Annotated in this window: 12 protein-coding genes; 5 read left to right on the top strand and 7 right to left on the bottom strand. The window is 63.2% G+C overall.

The features are described 5' to 3' along the window. The first annotated feature begins 148 nt into the window (after window positions 1-148). Window positions 149-1,453: a nucleotide sugar dehydrogenase gene (locus CNX70_RS15670; protein WP_096235450.1), complete on the top strand. Its 1,305-nt coding sequence runs from the start codon at window positions 149-151 to the stop codon at window positions 1,451-1,453. Next, window positions 1,453-2,652 carry an SDR family oxidoreductase gene (locus tag CNX70_RS15665; protein WP_096235449.1) on the top strand — a complete coding sequence of 400 codons (1,200 nt, stop codon included), beginning with the start codon at window positions 1,453-1,455 and terminating at the stop codon, window positions 2,650-2,652. The genes CNX70_RS15670 and CNX70_RS15665 overlap by 1 nt, the downstream gene beginning before the upstream one ends. A gap of 105 nt (window positions 2,653-2,757) precedes the next feature. On the opposite strand, the gene CNX70_RS15660 is transcribed toward CNX70_RS15665, so the two are convergent. The 3 genes from CNX70_RS15660 to CNX70_RS15650 are packed head-to-tail and all read right to left on the bottom strand — an operon-like array spanning window position 2,758 to window position 7,450. Continuing rightward, window positions 2,758-4,287 carry a SpoVR family protein gene (locus CNX70_RS15660; RefSeq protein WP_244198813.1) on the bottom strand — a complete coding sequence of 510 codons (1,530 nt, stop codon included), beginning with the start codon at window positions 4,285-4,287 and terminating at the stop codon, window positions 2,758-2,760. After that, window positions 4,284-5,468 carry a DUF444 family protein gene (locus CNX70_RS15655; RefSeq protein ID WP_096235448.1) on the bottom strand — a complete coding sequence of 395 codons (1,185 nt, stop codon included), beginning with the start codon at window positions 5,466-5,468 and terminating at the stop codon, window positions 4,284-4,286. Before CNX70_RS15655 ends, CNX70_RS15660 begins: the two co-directional genes overlap by 4 nt. A 2-nt stretch (window positions 5,469-5,470) precedes the next feature. Continuing rightward, window positions 5,471-7,450 (bottom strand): serine protein kinase, encoded by a 1,980-nt coding sequence (locus tag CNX70_RS15650; protein ID WP_096238486.1) that lies wholly within the window; start codon window positions 7,448-7,450, stop codon window positions 5,471-5,473. A gap of 276 nt (window positions 7,451-7,726) precedes the next feature. On the opposite strand from CNX70_RS15650, the gene CNX70_RS15645 reads away from it, so the two are divergent. Then, a complete protein-coding gene (locus tag CNX70_RS15645) occupies window positions 7,727-8,908 on the top strand; it encodes a chymotrypsin family serine protease (protein WP_243136423.1) in 1,182 nt (393 codons plus the stop codon). Between the two features lie 170 nt (window positions 8,909-9,078). Further along, a complete protein-coding gene (locus CNX70_RS15640; protein ID WP_096235446.1) occupies window positions 9,079-9,414 on the top strand; it encodes a hypothetical protein in 336 nt (111 codons plus the stop codon). 70 nt (window positions 9,415-9,484) lie between these two features. Here the strand turns inward: CNX70_RS15640 and CNX70_RS15635 are convergent, their stop codons facing one another. The 4 genes from CNX70_RS15635 to CNX70_RS15620 all read right to left on the bottom strand — a co-directional run bounded on the left by CNX70_RS15635 (window position 9,485) and on the right by CNX70_RS15620 (window position 15,197). Further along, a complete protein-coding gene (locus CNX70_RS15635) occupies window positions 9,485-10,921 on the bottom strand; it encodes a catalase (RefSeq protein ID WP_096235445.1) in 1,437 nt (478 codons plus the stop codon). A 266-nt stretch (window positions 10,922-11,187) separates the two neighbouring features. After that, the gene (locus CNX70_RS15630; protein WP_096235444.1) at window positions 11,188-11,880 is read right to left on the bottom strand and encodes a tetratricopeptide repeat protein; all 693 of its coding nucleotides are present in this window, start codon (window positions 11,878-11,880) and stop codon (window positions 11,188-11,190) included. Window positions 11,881-11,936: 56 nt separating this feature from the next. Further along, window positions 11,937-14,036 (bottom strand): bifunctional 2',3'-cyclic-nucleotide 2'-phosphodiesterase/3'-nucleotidase, encoded by a 2,100-nt coding sequence (locus CNX70_RS15625; RefSeq protein ID WP_096235443.1) that lies wholly within the window; start codon window positions 14,034-14,036, stop codon window positions 11,937-11,939. A gap of 114 nt (window positions 14,037-14,150) precedes the next feature. Then, on the bottom strand, window positions 14,151-15,197 hold the full coding sequence (locus CNX70_RS15620; RefSeq protein ID WP_096235442.1) for a hypothetical protein: 1,047 nt from the start codon (window positions 15,195-15,197) through the stop codon (window positions 14,151-14,153). Between the two features lie 263 nt (window positions 15,198-15,460). Here CNX70_RS15620 and zigA point away from each other — a divergent pair, with 263 nt between their 5' ends. Then, window positions 15,461-16,693 (top strand): zinc metallochaperone GTPase ZigA, encoded by a 1,233-nt coding sequence (zigA, locus tag CNX70_RS15615; protein ID WP_096235441.1) that lies wholly within the window; start codon window positions 15,461-15,463, stop codon window positions 16,691-16,693. Window positions 16,694-16,700 lie beyond the last annotated feature (7 nt).

Below are 16,700 nucleotides of genomic sequence, written 5' to 3'. Positions count from 1 at the left end.
TGATTGCGCTCAAGAAGCCGCCGATTCTCCGCGCGCCTGCCTGCCGCCGCTCCGTATTCCTTGTTCCTGCTCAAGAATGGCCGGGCAGGCGACCGTAGAATTTCCCGGACGGCGATGCTCAGGCCGCAATCATTGGGAGCACATGCATATGGACAGCAAGGTGGATGGCACGGCGGACGTGGTGGCTGTGGTGGGGCTCGGTTATGTCGGCTTGCAGCTGGCCGTGGCGTTCGGCATGCGCCAGCGCACCATCGGCTTTGATTTGTCGGCACGCAAGGTAGAAAGTTACCGCAAGCATGTCGACCCCACGGGCGAAGTGAGCACGGAACAGCTGCGCGCGGCGCAGTGGCTGAGCGTGGGTTGCGATCCGGCCGAGCTGCAGCTGGCCGATTTCATCGTCGTGGCCGTGCCCACGCCCGTCGACAGCGCGCACAATCCCGATTTCTCCGCCCTGGCCGGCGCCAGCGCGGCCGTCGGCCGCCATATGCGGCGCGGCGCCACCGTCATCTACGAGTCCACCGTGTATCCGGGCGCCACCGAGGAAATCTGCATCCCCATCCTCGAGCGGCATTCGGGCCTGCGCTGGAAGGAAGATTTTCATGTGGGCTTTTCGCCCGAGCGCATCAACCCCGGCGACAAGGACCACACCCTGCACAGCATCCGCAAGGTGGTTTCGGGCGACGACGACGCCACGCTGGACAAGGTGGCCGCCCTGTACGAAGGCGTGGTCGCGGCCGGCGTGCACCGGGCGTCGAGCATCCGCGTGGCTGAAGCGGCCAAGGTGATCGAAAACACGCAGCGCGACCTGAACATCGCGCTGATGAACGAACTGGCCATCATCTTCGACCGTATCGGCATCGATACCCTGGAAGTGCTGCAGGCGGCGGGCACGAAATGGAATTTCCTGCCGTTCCGTCCCGGCCTGGTGGGCGGCCATTGCATCGGCGTCGACCCGTATTATTTGACGCACAAGGCGGAAATGCTGGGCTACCATCCGCATGTGATCCTGGCCGGGCGCCGCATCAACGACGGCATGGCCAAATTCGTGGCAGAAAAGACCATCAAGGAAATGGTGCGCGCCGGTTTCAAATTGAAAGGTTCGCACGTCAACGTGCTGGGCCTGACCTTCAAGGAAAATTGTCCGGACTTGCGCAACTCGAAAGTGGTCGACATGATCCACGAACTGCAATCGTACGGCGTGCAGGTGCATGTGCACGACCCCGTCGCCGATGGCCGCGAAGCGCTGGAAGAGTACGGTTTGACCCTGGAACGCTGGGAACAGCTGCCACGGGCCGAGGCCATCATCAGCGCCGTCTCGCACCAGGCCTTGCTGGCCCGTCCGCTGGCCGACTTCCAGGCCAAGGTGCTGGAAAACGGCTGCTTCATCGACATCAAGTCGCATTTCGACCCCCGTCCGCTGGCGGACGGCGGCCTGCACGTGTGGCGGCTGTGATGGCGCCCGACGCTTTCGATGCCGCAGCAGCCACGGCGCAGGACTCCGCCGGTGGCGTGTCAGGCCTGGCTGCCGGCGCCTACGCGCAAGCGTGTGCGCTACTGGCCAGCGAACCGCGCCGCTGGCTGGTGACGGGCGTGGCCGGCTTCATCGGCTCGCACCTGCTGGAAACCTTGCTGCAGCTGGGCCAGGAAGTGCGCGGCCTGGACAACTTCATGACGGGCCACCGGCATAACCTGGAGCAGGTGCGCGCCAGCGTGGGCGAAGCGGCGTGGCGGCGCTTCACCTTCATCGAAGGCGATATCCGCGACCCGCAGGCGTGCGCGCGCGCATGCGGCGCGCCGGCGCCGGCCGCCGGCAGTGGCGACGGTACGGCAGATGGCGGCAGCAGCTTGAGCGAGCACGGCCGTGCCGATCCAGGCGGCCCCGTCGCCGTCGATTTTGTGCTGCACCAGGCGGCGCTCGGTTCCGTCTCGCGTTCGCTGGAAGACCCGCTGTTGTGCCATGCGGTCAATGTCAGCGGTTTCCTGAACATGCTGGCCGCCGCGCGCGACGCGGGCGTGCAGCGCTTCGTGTATGCCGCGTCCAGCGCCACCTATGGCGACCATCCGGCCTTGCCGAAAGTGGAAGAGCACATCGGCGCGCCCCTGTCGCCGTATGCCTTGAGTAAATATGTCAATGAACTGTACGCGCAGGTGTACGCGCGCTGCTACGCCATGCAGACGGTGGGGCTGCGCTATTTCAATGTCTTCGGCCCCAGGCAAGACCCGCTGGGCGCCTACGCGGCCGTCATTCCCCGCTGGATCGCCGCCATGCTGGACGGCCAGGTCGTGCACATCCATGGCGACGGCGCCACCAGCCGCGATTTCTGCTTTGTGCACAATGCCGTGCAAGCCAATATCCTGGCAGCCATCGGCACCGACCCGGCAGCCGTCAACCAGGTCTACAACGTGGCCGTCAATGCCCGCACCAGTCTGACGCAGCTGCACGCCAGCATGCAGCAGATGTTGCTGGCCACCCTCCCGCAGCACGTGCCGCTGGCACCCGAATATGGCGAATTTCGCGCCGGCGACGTACGCCATTCGCAGGCGGACATCGCCAAGGCGACCCGCTTGCTCGGCTACGTGCCCACGCACGATCTGGCGCAAGGCTTGCGGTACACCATCGCCTGGTATGTGGAGCAGGCGGGCCTGGCATGAGGTACGAGCTGGCCGCACCTGACGTGTGCGCGCTGGCGGCCCGCATAATATGGCCCGCTTACTATACGTCCAATACCCTGCCACACCCGCGCGATTGCCAGCCCCCTAGTGTTGCACGGGCGTAGCTGCCGGTGCTGCCGGTGTTGGTGGCTTGGGCGGTTCGGGCACGCCGTCGCTCTTGCTGTGCAGGACACGGGGCGTGCCGCGGAAATCGGCCGTATGCAGGGTGACGGGGCGGCGCCAGATGCGGGCGATGTACGCCAGCACCTGTTCCGCCCGCTCCAGGTCGAGGCCGCGCCCATCGCGTTGGTGATCGTGGCGCAGCACCAGGCTGCCGTCATCGTTGAGCAGGGTGACGGCGATGCACGGCACGCCATAATTGTATTTGGGCGCCAGGATGGCTTCGCGGATGGCCCGCAAGTCGCGGCTGGCCAGGCGCGTTTCCCCGTCGCGGCGGCTTTCATGCACGAACAGGCCCAGGCGGTCAGCCAGTTCCCCGTCCAGGTAGTTGCGGATGAAACTGCAGTCATCGTCGTCGCGGCAAATCTGGCGCGCCCGCGCCAGTCCTTCGCGCTCGATGATGTGTTCCCACATGCAAAAGCCCAGGTGATAGGGATTGACGGCCAGCGCCTGCTGGTGCTCGCCCGCGTAAGGGCGCACCACGTCAGAATGCGACTTGATGGCGGACAGATACAGTGCCGGGGGCAGGAAGTCGGCTTCGCGCAGCAGCCGCGCATGCCAGTACGAGGCCCAGCCTTCATTCATGATCTGGCAGGCGTACACGGGGTAGTAGTAAAACGACTCTTCGCGCACGGCCAAAAAAATGTCGCGTTCCCAGTCGGCCAGCTCCGGCCCGTGTTGTGCGATGAACCACAGCAAGTCGTACTCGGCTTGCGGCGGCACGAGCGGGCGCTGCGCCAGGCGCGCCCTGGCCGCCTCGCGCGCCGCCAGCGCGGCTGCTTCACCGGGCAAGCGCCGGTAGCGTTGTGTAAAGGGATCGTCTGCGGCGGCTTGCTTGCCCGCGACGCCGGCTGGCCCCCATGCTGCGGCATAGGGCGGGCGGTGCAGCTCGGCGTGGACGTCCACATGTTGTTCCAGCGCCAGTGCGGCGTCGAGCACGGCTTCCACCTGCTCCTGCCCGTGCCGTTGTAGCGCTATTTCCAGACGCTGCGCCCGCGCCGCGCTTTGTTGCAAGATGTGCTGGCCCGCCATGGCGCCGAAGCGCAGGAACAGGGCATTGCGGCTGGCAAAATCGGCGTGACCCAGCACATGCGCTGTGACGAGGGTGTTTTCGGCCACGGAATTGTGTTCCGCCATGTAGGCATGGCAAGGGTCGCCGGGAAACATGACTTCGAAAATGTGCGAATTGCCCATCTTCTGATGCACGAGCTGATGGATGTAGCGCACGCCGAACGACCAGTGACGCATGCGCACGGGCAAGCCATAGATGGCGATCTCGGCCATGAAACTGTCCGGCACCAGCTCGAACTCGACGGGCGCAAATGCCAGGCCCATCTCGCGCGCCAGTGCTTCAATGCGCGCCGCGTAGCGGTCCAGGCCCATGGTAACTGGCTTGTCGGCCTTGTCGGCTTTGTCTGCCGCGTCGCCGTGGTTCTGGGCGTCAGGCCGTGTCATGACGCTTCTTCCGTGTCGGCCGCCTCGTGCTGGAAAAAGGTGCGGATGGCCGCCCAAACATCGTCAGGCTTGCTGAGGATGCTGCTGTGCAAAGGCAAGCCCTGCCGTTCCTGCTCGGCGCACAGGCTGTGCATTTCCGTTTCCAGGCTGCGCGGCACGCCGGGCAAGGTTTCCACATAGCCCATATAGCTGAGCAAGGCGGCCAGGTCGCCCAAGGCCAGGCTGGCGGCCGCCCGGTCTTCGCTGAAATTTTCGCCATCGGAGGCATAGAACAGATAGGCGTTATAGCGCCCCGGCGCGTAGTGTTCCTGCAGCAGTTCGCGGCTCAGGCGAAAGGCGGTGGAGGCCATGGTGCCGCCCATGCCATTGACCTGGAAGAATTCGGCTTCGGAAAATTCCCAGGCCCGCGTCGTATGGGCGATGAAGCGCGTTTCCACGCGCGCATACCTGCGCCGCAAGCCCTGCAAGGCAAAGAAAAAGAAGGATTTGGCCAACTTGCGCTCGGCTTGCGCCATGCTGGCCGACACGTCCAGCACGAAAAACACGACGGCATTCGTGCTGGGCCGGGGCTGTGCCAGCACCTGGCGGTAGCGCAAGTCATCATTGGTAAAGGGCACGGGCTGCGCTTGCAAGGCGCGCCGCTTGATCGCTTCCTTGACGGTGCGGCGCCGGTCCAGGCGCGAGCGGGCGCCATGCCGGTCCAGGCCGCTGCGTACCAGCCGCACGTCGTCGATCGCGCCCAGGTGGCGCGGTTTCAGGTGCGGCAAGGCGAAGGCGTCCCATAGCCAGTCGAGGATATCGTCGATGGGAAACTCCAGCAGCAGGCGCACCGCCCCCTCGCCATCGCCGCCTGGCGCACCGGCCTCGCCCGTGGCGGCAGGGCGCGCCGCGCGCAGGAGATCGCCGGGCTGGCCGTCACCCTGGCCTGCACCCACGCTGTTGCGCGCGGGCGCAAGGCGAAAATGCGCATGTTCGAGCAGGCGCATGGGCACTTGCACCGTGCGCTGCTGCGGTCCGTCGATCAAGTCAGGCGTGGCGATCAGCTCGGGCAAGTGCGCCTGCACGGCTTCGCGTACTTTCTGGTTGTGGCGCAGCCAGTCGCGCGCGCCGCGCGAGAACAAGCCGTACCAGGGCTGGGCCTGGGCAGGGGCGGTGGAAGCTGGCGAAGTCGTGGCGGACATGGCTATTCCTGCGCCAGCAAGGTGGTCACGTAGTTGAGCGCTTCGCGCGCGCTATGGGCGTCATAGCCGTATTCGTCCACCAGGCGCTGCTCGACGGCAGAGATCCTGGCCCGCACGTCATCGTCGGGGCGCTTGGCCGAACCGACCAGGCGCAGCACGTCGCGCCGCTGCTCGAACAGATATTGCTGAATGGCATCGTGCAGTTGCGCGTGGCTGCCCAGGCCAAAGGGCTCGCCCCGCTTGAAGGCGCCCATGGCCTTGCGCACCACTTCTTGTCGGAACGACTGCTTGCCCGCGTCGCTGATATGAATTTTTTCTTCCACGGCGCGCAGGAAGCGCTCGTCGGGGCGGCGCTCTTCGCTGGTCATGGGGTCGCGGATCTGGCGGTTGTCGAGCATGGCTTCGACTTCATCGAGATACTTGCTCAGCAAGTCCTGTGCTTCTTGCTCGAACGACACGAACAGGGCCTTGTGCACGTCGGCCTTGACCCAGCGGTTATAGAAATCCTTGCGCGTGAGCACCAGGTAATCGACCCACTGGCGCTTGCGCCGCGGTTCGATGCGCGCATCGCTTTCGATGCCATCCTTCAGGGCCAGCAGCACATCCATGGTGGAGAGGCTGTTGCGCTGAGCGGAAATGATGGCGTGCGACAGGGCATTGATGACGAAACGGGGCGACACGCCCGACAAGCCCTCGTCGGGCGCCTTGTCGCGCGCGCGCAAGCGGCGGATGTCGGCATGCTGCAAGTCGTCGACATCTTCGTCCGCATACACGCGCAGCTTCTTGACCCGTTCGGTTTCCTTGTCCTCGCCTTCGGGCAGGCGGCTGAGGATGGCGAACACCGCCGCCGCATGCAGCACGTGCGGATCGAGGTGCACGTCGCGGAAGGCGGGCGCGGCCGCTAAGATCAGCTTGCGGTAAATGCGTGCTTCTTCGCGGTAATTGAGCGTATACGGCACTTGCACGATGACCATGCGGTCGAGCAGCGCCTCGTTTTCGCTTTCTTGCAGGAATTTGCGAAATTCGGCCAGGTTCGTGTGCGCGAGAATGGTTTCGTCGAGGTAAATCAGGGGAAAGCGCGATACCTTGACATTCTTTTCCTGCGTCAGGGTGAGTAGTAAATAGAGGAATTCCCGCTTGACTTTGAGGATTTCGATCATTTCCAGCATGCCGCGGCTGGCCGCATACACGGCGCCGGACCACGACCAGGCGCGCGGATCGCCTTCGTCGCCGTACTGCGCCACTTTCGACAGGTCGACGGAACCGACCAGGTCGGCCAGGTCGGCCGTGGTAGGGTCGTGCGGCGCATACGTGCCGATGCCGCAGCGGCCCGCCTCGGACAGGTGGATGCGTTCGACGGGCATGCGCAGGAAGTCGCCCGCGTACTGTTCTTCCAGGCGGGCGCGGCAATGGGGACACAGTTCGCCATGCAGCTCGGCATCATAGCTGGCGCGAAAGTCGGCGCGCATGCTGTGCGGCACCAGATGCAGCGGTGATTCGTGCACGGGGCAGCCGGCGATGCCGTACAGCGCGCCTTCGCTGCTGTGGCTGTATTCTTCCAGCCCCCGTTTGAGCAGGATCACCAGGGTCGACTTGCCGCCCGACGGCGGGCCCAGCAGCAGCAGCATGCGGCGGCCCACTTCGGAACCGGCGGCAGCCGCCTTGAAGTAGGCGGCCACGCGGTCGATCGCCTCGTCGATGCCGAACAGTTCGTCGTCGAACAGGCGGCAGCGGAAGCGCCCGCTCTCATCGGTCTGGCCGTTCCAGCGCATCATGTCCCACAAGTAGTGGTGCGCGCTGCGCGTCAGCAGGGCCGCGCGGCCGGGCAGGATTTGCTCGATGAAGTCGGCAAAACTGCCGCGCCAGGGGCTGATGCGGTGGTTTTCCGCCCAGGCCGCCATGCCTTGCACAAAACCGGCATGCTGGCCTGCTTGCTCGCCCGCAGGCGCATCGTCGTGGCGTGTCGTACCAGGGCTCGTCATTGTTTCCCCATCCATACCGTTGCCGGTGTTGCTAACCTTGCTGTTGTAGCTAACCTTGCTGCCGTGGAGCAGGCCCGGTTCCAGCCTGTCGGCCAAGTATACGGCGGCGCCTCTGCCCGCACGCCTGATCTCGCTCAACCTTGACGAGGGAACTATTTTTGCCCGCTTGGCCCCGTTGGCGCAGGGCGGCCACGCGCCTGCGCAATTCAATCCAGATCAATACCGGCCGGCGCGGCCCGTCCACACTGGATATCCAGAGCAAACCACGAGGAGAACATGATGATCGGCAATGATAACGGTTTCAGCGCCCCACCCGGCAGCAGCGGCCAGGGGCAAAGCGCAGACGATGAAGAGGCCATCGGCCAATTTTCCACCCCCGGCGAGGACGACAATACGATCGAGAGCGCGTCCGTCTCGGACGTGCCCGACGCCCTGAGCGGCGTCAGCATGGAATTGCTGGAAATCAAGCGCAGTATCGAAGACGGCATGCGCCAGTCCATTTCCCAGGCGGGCGGCGTGCGTGCCGCCGACGCCTTCAGCGATGGCGGCAATATCCAGGGCGTGTCCATCGGCTTGGGCGAGGGCGCCAGCGACAGCTCGTCCGGCGAACCGGGCTTGCCGGCCCTGACCCTGTACGTGGCCGAACCGACGTCCGTCGACCGCGCCAAGGCGGCCATCGTGGGGGCCATGGGCGTGCGCGCCGTGGCCAGCGACAGGGTGCCCGTGAATATCGTCGTCACGGGCGTGATCGACGCGCAACCGCACCGTTTCCGCTTGCGTCCGGCGCCGGGCGGCGTCTCGGTCGGGCATTTCCGCATCACCGCTGGCACCATCGGCTGCCTGGCCGTGGGGCGCAGCGCGCCGCGCAACAGCCGTTTGATGATTCTGAGCAATAATCACGTGCTGGCCAATTCCAACGGCGGCGCGTTCAACGACTGCATCGTGCAGCCGGGTCCCATCGATGGCGGGCGCTGCCCGCAAGACCAGGTGGCCGTGCTCGAACGCTTCGTGCCCATCAATTTTAGTGGCGGCGTCAATTTTGTCGATTGCGCCACCGGCTGGGCCTGGCCAGACCGCGTGCGTCGTGAACTGGTCTACCTGAGCGGTGGCGTGCCGGCCTATTTCCGCATCAGCAATGCGCTGGCAGCGCCCGCGCTGGGCATGCTGGTCGGCAAATCCGGACGCACGACGCAATTGACGCAGGGCCGCATCACGGGCCTGGGCGCCACCATCAACGTCAATTATGGCGGCGGCAGGATCGCGCTGTTCCAGGACCAGATCGCCATTACGGGCGTCAGCGGAGCATTCAGCGCGGGCGGCGACTCCGGCTCGTCCATCTGGACCTGGAACCAGCAGCGCAATCCCGTCGGTCTGCTGTTTGCCGGCGGCGGCAATATCACGTTTGCCAACCAGATGCGACGCGTGGTGGTGGCGCTCGACATCAATTTATATACTTGAGCATGGTCACAGAAAACGGCGCGGCGGCGTGATGCTTCCTTGCACTGCGCCACCTTTTGCACGATGATGATAGGGTCAGGTGTGGCTGCCATGCATGGCCTGGCGGGCAAGAGGCGCTGCCGTGCCTCCTTGTTCCACGCGTGCCATGGGCAGCATCAGGAGGATGTGTCATGTCAAACAGTAAATTCGTACAAGCGCCATACGCCGTCTTTGAGGATGCGGCCATGCCGTATGTGCCGGACGAGGCGAGTAGCCACGCGGTGGCGGGCCTCGCGCATGCCGCACCGCCGCCCGGCCGGCTGGAAGCGGCAAAGCGGCGCAACGAGCGGGCCCTGATGGCGATCGATGGCGTCGAAGGCGTCAGCCTGGGGCAGACTGCCATCGGCGGCGAAGCCCTCGTCGTGTATTTGCGCGATGCGTCCGTCAAGCGGCGCGTGCCGGCGCAGGTCGACGGTTATCCGGTGGAAACGAGCATCACGGGCCAGATCGATATCCAGCGCTGGTAGGGCTTAGTGACGTAGATGGCATGCAAGAAAAGCCCGCGTACGGGCCTTGCTTGCCATGCTTGCACTTACCCTATTTGCTCAGGCGGGCTATCGCTTCGGCCACGCCCGCGCCATACGCGGGATCGCACAGGGTGCAGTTGCCGATGTGGCGTTGCTTGACTTGCTCCGAGGCACCCGAGATGGCGCGCGCCGTATTGTCGAACAAGGCTTGCTGCTGCGCCGCAGTCATCAGGCGGAACAGGGCCCGCGGCTGCGAATAGTAATCCTCGTCGACCCTGTGGTTCCAGTGATCGGCCGCGCCTTCGATACTCAGCGGCGGTTCGCGGAAGTCGGGCTGCTCGGCCCATTCCTGCTCGCTGTTCGGTTCGTAGCCCAGGGTGCCGCCCTGGTTGCCGTCGACGCGCATCTGGCCGTCGCGGTGATAGCTGTGGAACGGGCATTTCGGCGCGTTGACGGGGATATGGCTGTGGTTGACACCGAGGCGGTAGCGCTGCGCGTCGCCATACGAGAACAAGCGGCCTTGCAGCATCTTGTCCGGAGAAAAACTGATGCCCGGCACTACGTTGGCCGGGTTGAAAGCTGCCTGTTCCACTTCTGCAAAGTAGTTGTCGGCATTGCGGTTCAGTTCCAGTACGCCCACCTCGATCAGCGGATAATCGCCGTGCGGCCACACTTTCGACAGATCGAAGGGGTTCAGATGATACGTGCCTGCCTCTTTTTCCGGCATGATCTGCACGTACAGCGTCCAGCGGGGGAAATCCTTGTTTTCGATGCTTTCGTACAGGTCGCGGTGCGAGCTTTCACGGTCCTTGCCCACCAGCGCCTCGGCTTCGGCGTCCGTCAGGTTTTCAATCCCTTGCTGGGTTTTAAAGGTGAACTTGACCCAGAAACGCTCGTTTTGCGCATTCAGGAAGCTGAAGGTATGGCTGCCGAAGCCGTGCATGTGGCGGAAGCTGCGCGGCAAGCCCCGGTCGCTCATCACCACCGTCACCTGGTGCAGCGCTTCCGGCAGCGAGGTCCAGAAGTCCCAGTTGCTGTTGGCGCTGCGCAAGCCCGTACGCGGGTCGCGCTTGATGGCATGGTTCAAATCGGGGAATTTCAGCGGGTCGCGCATGAAGAACACGGGCGTGTTGTTGCCGACCAGGTCCCAGTTGCCTTCTTCCGTGTAGAACTTCAGGGCGAAGCCACGGATGTCGCGTTCCGCGTCCGCCGCGCCCCGTTCGCCGGCCACCGTGGAAAAGCGCGCGAACATCGGCGTTTGCTTGCCCACGGCGCCAAAGATTTTCGCCCGCGTGTAGCGCGTGATGTCGTGCGTGACGGTAAACGTGCCATGCGCGCCGGAACCCTTGGCATGCATGCGGCGCTCGGGGATGACTTCGCGGTCAAAGTGGGCCAGCTTTTCCAGGAACCACACATCTTGCAGCAGGGCAGGGCCACGGGGGCCGGCCGTCTGGATGTTCTGGTTGTCGACGACAGGCGCGCCAAAGGCGGTGGTCAGCTTTTTCATTGGACTCTTTCTTATAGGGAGGTCAACGGACGAGCCAGGGCCTGCCCAAACACTGGCTGGGCTAAGCGTATACGACGCTCACCTTGGCTGGTCCAGAGTAACAAATTTCTAAAAAGCAAATTCAGCATGCGATTTCGAGGCTGGCGAGAACCCCGCCGCCTCCACGGAAGCAGCCAGGCCATCATAGCCCCTCAGCAATGTCTAGTCCAACACGATTGATTTGGCGCAAAGCGCAGCGTTATTTTCTGGCGCGCCAGCGAATGGGCTTAAAACTTGTTCCAGTTATTGTGCCGGTGTTCCGTCGCTTCCTTCATCAGGTGACCCGCACGCAGGGCGTCGTCCGCCTGCACCGTCATGGCCAGTTCCTGGATGGCGGGCGGGTATTCGTGATGGGCCGCTTCTTCCAGCAGTGCATGGCCCTTGGCCAGGTCGCGCGGCACGCCGCGGCCTTCGCGGTAGGCGTTGTACAGCAGGAACATGGCATGTGGATTGCCCAGTTCGCTCGACTTGTCCAGCCAGCGTGCCGCTATGACGGGATCTTGCGTCACGCCTTCGCCGTTGGCTGCCAGCAGGCCCAGCATCAATGCCGCCTTGGCATGCCCTTGCAGCGCTGCTTGCCGGTACCACAGCCAAGCCTGGCCGGGCGTGGCCGCGCGCAGCATTTGTCCCAGTTCGAAGGCCGCTTCCGTATCGCCGGCGCGGGCCGCCTGTTCAAACAGACTCAGCGCCTCGGCGCGGCGCTCCGGCCGGGTCTGGTAAATCAGCGCCAGTTCGCGCTCGGCGACGGGCATGTCTTTGCCGGCCCAGCTGCGGACCTTGCGCTCGGCCTGGTGGTCGCCCGCCTGGCGCGCGTGCATGGCGACGGCTTCGATTTCCGCTGACGTAGGCGGTGGCGATGCCTGGCAGGCGGCCAGGACGGCGGCCAGCACGACGGCGGGGAGGGAAAGTGCGTGTTTCATCTGGATCACCTTGCAGAATGAGGGGCCGGAACTGCAGCAGTTCCGGCCCATGGACCTTATTTGCTCAGATCGATGCGGTACTTGGCGAAACCGCTGGCGTCGAGGCCGCCTTCGGCCGCCACGTTGGCGATGCCGCTACCTTGCGCCAGCGCCAGGTGACCGGGTGCCGAGCGCAGGATCACGGGACCGGCCGTGGCCGTCTTGACGAAGCTCCAGCTGCGCGCGCTGCCATTCGCCGCCAGGGTCACCTTGCCGCCCTTGGTACTCAGCGACGCCAGGTAGTTGCTGACCACGGCCTGGTTCGCATCGGGCGATTTGATGATGGTCTTGCTGCCATCGATGCCAGGCACGGCGCCGCCGCCGCCGGCGCGGTAGTCGTTGGTGGCAACGATGAAATCATCGCCATCGGCCACGGGTGCGCCCTTGTACGTGAGGTTGACGATGCGGCTGCCCGGCTTTTTCGTCACATCGATCTGGTACGTGAGCGCATTGTTTTCCGCATAGAACACGTCGTAGTTATAAATCGTGCCATACGACGGCACCAGGTCCTGTTCGGCCGTGGCGCTTGGGTCGATCTGGCCAAATTGCTTGGCCGACGTTTCCAGCCAGGCCTTCAAGTCCGCGCCCTTGATCTTCACGGCTTGCAGGTTGTTGTTGCTATATAAGTACAGGTCGCCCGGATTGCGCACCTGCAAGCCGATTGGCGCGGCCGGCGTCGCACCTGCGGCCACGTCCGTGAAGTCCGATGGCCCGTTGCGGCCTGCCTTGAATGGCGCGCTGCACGAGATGACGGGGATACTCTTGTAGCTGGACAAGGTGGCATCCGTGCTGGTGGCGATGAAATTCTTCACGTAGTCGAGCTGCGCCTGGTTCACCAGCTGGATGGCGCTGACGTCGCCTACCAGCGCGAAGTAGGCGGACATTTCGAAATCCGTGCTGATGCCCAGCGGCTGCTTGGCGTAAGCGATGGTGGCCGCGTGCTCGGTGGCCACCAGTGGCGCGATGGCCGGGTCGGCTTTCACCAGGGTCTTGCCATCCGTGTACTTGAAGCCGCGCGATTCCACCGTGGTCTTGGCCGGCTGCACTACCCATTTTCCGGCCTGATACACCATCGTCAGCTTGATGATGCCCAGGCGCCGGCCCCAGCTTTGGGCCATGACGGTCGGCACGCCGTTGACAAAACCGTTGACGGCGTCGATCTTCGCGCTGGCCGGGAAGGCGGCAAACGAGGCGTCCAGCGCGGCCGCGCCTTCTTCCTTGCCTTTCGGGAAGATCAAGTGCGAGTGGCCGATCATCAGCGCGTCGATGCCCGTGCTGGTCAAGTGATAGCTGCCGTTTTCCATCTTCGGGCTGTAGGCGCTCGTGTCCAGGCCGCCATGCGACAAGGCCACGACGAGGTCGGCGCCCTTGTTGCGCAATTCCGGCACATATTGCTTGGCTGCTTCCTGCACGCCTGTCACGCTGACCTTGCCAGCGAGCACTTTCTGATCCCATTCGAGGATTTGCGGCGGCACAAAGCTCAGCACGCCCACATTGATCTTCACGCTCAGCTTGCTGCCATCGGGTGCCGTGGCGGTGAAATCGCGGGGCAGCAGGGTGTAGGGCTGGAAGATGGGCTTGCCGCTGGACACGCCGACGACATTGCTCAGCACGGAAGGGAAGGCGGGCGCGCCGCACGTACCCGTCGGCTTGGTCACGCCCGGTATGCCGAAATCCGTGTTGGTGATCTGACTCAGGTAAGGCAAGCCATAGTTGAATTCGTGGTTGCCCATGCCGCCCGCATCATATTTCAGTGCGTTCATGGCCTTGTGTACGGCCAGCGTGCCGGAGCAGGGCACGGGCGCGGCTACGGCTTGTAAATCGGCCAGCAGGGTGCCCTGGATGACGTCGCCATCGTCGAGCAAGACGTTGTTCGGGTTTTCCGCGCGCGCCGCCTGGATCAGTGTGGAGGTGCGCTCCAGGCCCAGGCTGGTGTCTTCCGCCAGCGCGTAATAGTTGTAACTCAGGACGTTCGAGTGGATATCGGTGGTTTCCAGCAAGGCCACGCTGACCGTCGTGCCTTCTGGAATCACCTGCGCCGTCGTCGAGCCGCCGTTGCAGCCAGTTATTAAACCTGTACTTGCCAGCGCCGCCAGCATGATCCAATTTGTTTTCATTGCCGCCCTCGGAAAGATTCAAAGGACGCGACTGTAACGCCGCCATATGACGCGGCGATGACAGCCGTGCAGGGCGCATGGATGCACGCTGCCACGCGATGGCGCGACTGCCTGTCAATGCACGGGCAGTTTTTTCAGCACTTCATTACTAAAGTAAGGCTCGTCTTCTACCCAGAAAATATAGTCCAGGTCCAGGTAATCGCGGGCAAAATCGAGCAAATCTTCGACTGAATTTTTTTTCTTGGTACGGGGATTGATCTGGCGCAGGTTGCCATCTTGTACTGCCATGCCCTTCACCAGGTTCGCAGGGTAGTTCTTGATAAAGCCGTAACTCTGACCCATATGGCTTTTCCGATACGGCATCAGGTCGGGACCGCCCACGCCCATCTGCAGCGTTTGCGCTTGCGCAAACAGGCTACGCATATAGCCCTTGTCGGTCCACGGCAGCCATTCGCCCGGCAAAAAGTTCAAATACACCATGGTGGTGGTATGGGGAAAGGCGCCGGCCAGCACCCGCATGTTTTCCTTGATGGCATCGACATACTGTTGCGGCTTGAAATCATCGGGGAAAATCGTATTTCCCTTGCTATCCTCGACGCCGATGTCGATCGAGCTTTCGCTGAAATTAATGCCCTCGATTTTCCCGTCAAATTCCTTGCCCAGCGCTCGTATCAAGCGTTGATAACGCTCGCGTACCGGTACTTCCCACATCTTTGGCGACCAGCCGTATTCATCATCCGTCACCGCTTTGTTCGGGTCGCGTTCCGGCGCCGAAAGCATGCTTTGCTTGATGATGCCGCCCTGGTAGCGAGGATCGCTGAGCAAATAGGCCGGCACATTATGGCGTGGCGTGAAGGATTTTTCCTGCAGTTGTATCCACAGTTTTTTCCCGATTGAATCGAGATAGGCGATGTCGTGGCGGATCGCCGAAAAATCATAACGGTCCTGTTCCGGCTCCAGGCTGCGCCATGTGTACACGATTTGCGCGCCGCTGAAGCGGGGATCGCTTAACGCTTTATCCGAGGTGATGTTTTCCCCGTTCAGTTCGCGGTGATTGAAGTAAAGATAGTGCTTGATCGGCTTTTTTATGTCTGCCGCAATGGCACTGCCCATCATCAAAACAAGTAAGGCAAGAAGCGTTGTGGAGCTGCGTAAGAACATCGTTTCCTTGGTGAGTGTGAAAATGTAAACGTCCAGCCGCCATGGGCTTGTGTCGATGGCATGACGGGCAACGTTCCACTGTAGCACGCCGGGGCGTCATGGCCTGGCATGGCAGCGAGGTGGGGCACGGCTCTCTTTTCAAGCTGGCAGGCAACGATCACTGCACAAATGCAAGTTGGTTGCATTATAATCCTGAAACGCAATTCATTTGCATTAGTGCGACCATCGCCAACCCAGCAACTCAGCCAGCCTAAGGAATCCCCATGCCACAGCGCAAACTCCCCGTCACCGTCCTGTCCGGCTTTCTCGGCGCCGGCAAGACCACCTTGCTCAACCACATACTGCGCAACCGCGAAGGCAAGCGCGTGGCCGTCATCGTCAACGACATGAGCGAAGTCAATATCGACGCCTCGCTCGTCAAGGACAGTGCCGCAGCGGCTGGCGCGGCCCTGTCGCGCACGGAAGAAAAACTCGTGGAAATGTCGAACGGCTGCATCTGCTGCACCTTGCGCGACGATTTGCTGCTGGAAGTGCGGCGCCTGGCCCTTGAGGACCGCTTCGATTATCTGCTGATCGAATCGACGGGCGTGGGCGAGCCGATGCCCGTGGCCGCCACCTTCGACTTCGAGGACGAGCACGGTGACAGCCTGAACGACGTGGCGCGCATCGACTGCATGGTCACCGTCGTCGACTGCGCCAACCTGCTGATGGACTTTCATAGCGAAGACAGCCTGGAGCAGCGGGGAGAAACGGCGGGCGAGGGTGACGACCGGCAGCTGGCCAACTTGCTCACGGAACAGATCGAATTCGCCAATGTCATCGTCCTCAACAAGGTCGACATGGTGGCGGCGGCCGAGCGCCTGCGCGTGCTGGCCATTGTAAAAGCCCTCAATCCCGGCGCGCGCATCATCGAAACCAACCAGTCCATCGTGCCGCTCGACGCCATCCTGGGCACGAACTTGTTCGACCTGGAGCAGGCGGCCAGCATGCCGGGCTGGGCCCGGGAGCTGGCTGGCGTGCACACGCCGGAGACGGAAACGTATGGCATCAGCAGCTTCGTCTACCGGGCGAAAGAGCCGTTCCACGCGCAGCGCCTGCATGACTATATTTCGCAGCCGATTCCGGGCGTGGTGCGCAGCAAGGGCTACTTTTGGCTGGCCAGCCGCCCCGAATGGGTGGCCAGCCTGTCTGGCGCGGGCAAGCTGATGAATATCGAACCCGTGGGCCTGTGGTGGGCCTCCGTGCCGAAGGAACGCTGGCCCACGGATGCCGCCTCGCTGGCGGACGTGAGGGCGGGCTGGAGCGAGCCATATGGCGACCGCTACCAGGAGCTCGTCTTCATTGGCCAGGACATGGACCAGGCCGCCATCGTGGCGGACTTGAAAAAATGTCAACTCAACACCACGGAAACGCGCCAGGGCATGACCGCCTGGCGCAAGTTGCCCGATCCGTTTCCGCAATGGCAACGCATGGAAGAACTCGAAGATCAACATTAAACAGGAA

This window comes from Janthinobacterium svalbardense (assembly GCF_002327145.1).
In the GTDB taxonomy this organism is placed as follows: Bacteria; Pseudomonadota; Gammaproteobacteria; order Burkholderiales; family Burkholderiaceae_D; genus Janthinobacterium; species Janthinobacterium tructae.
This window is presented reverse-complemented; position numbering and strand designations above follow the sequence as displayed.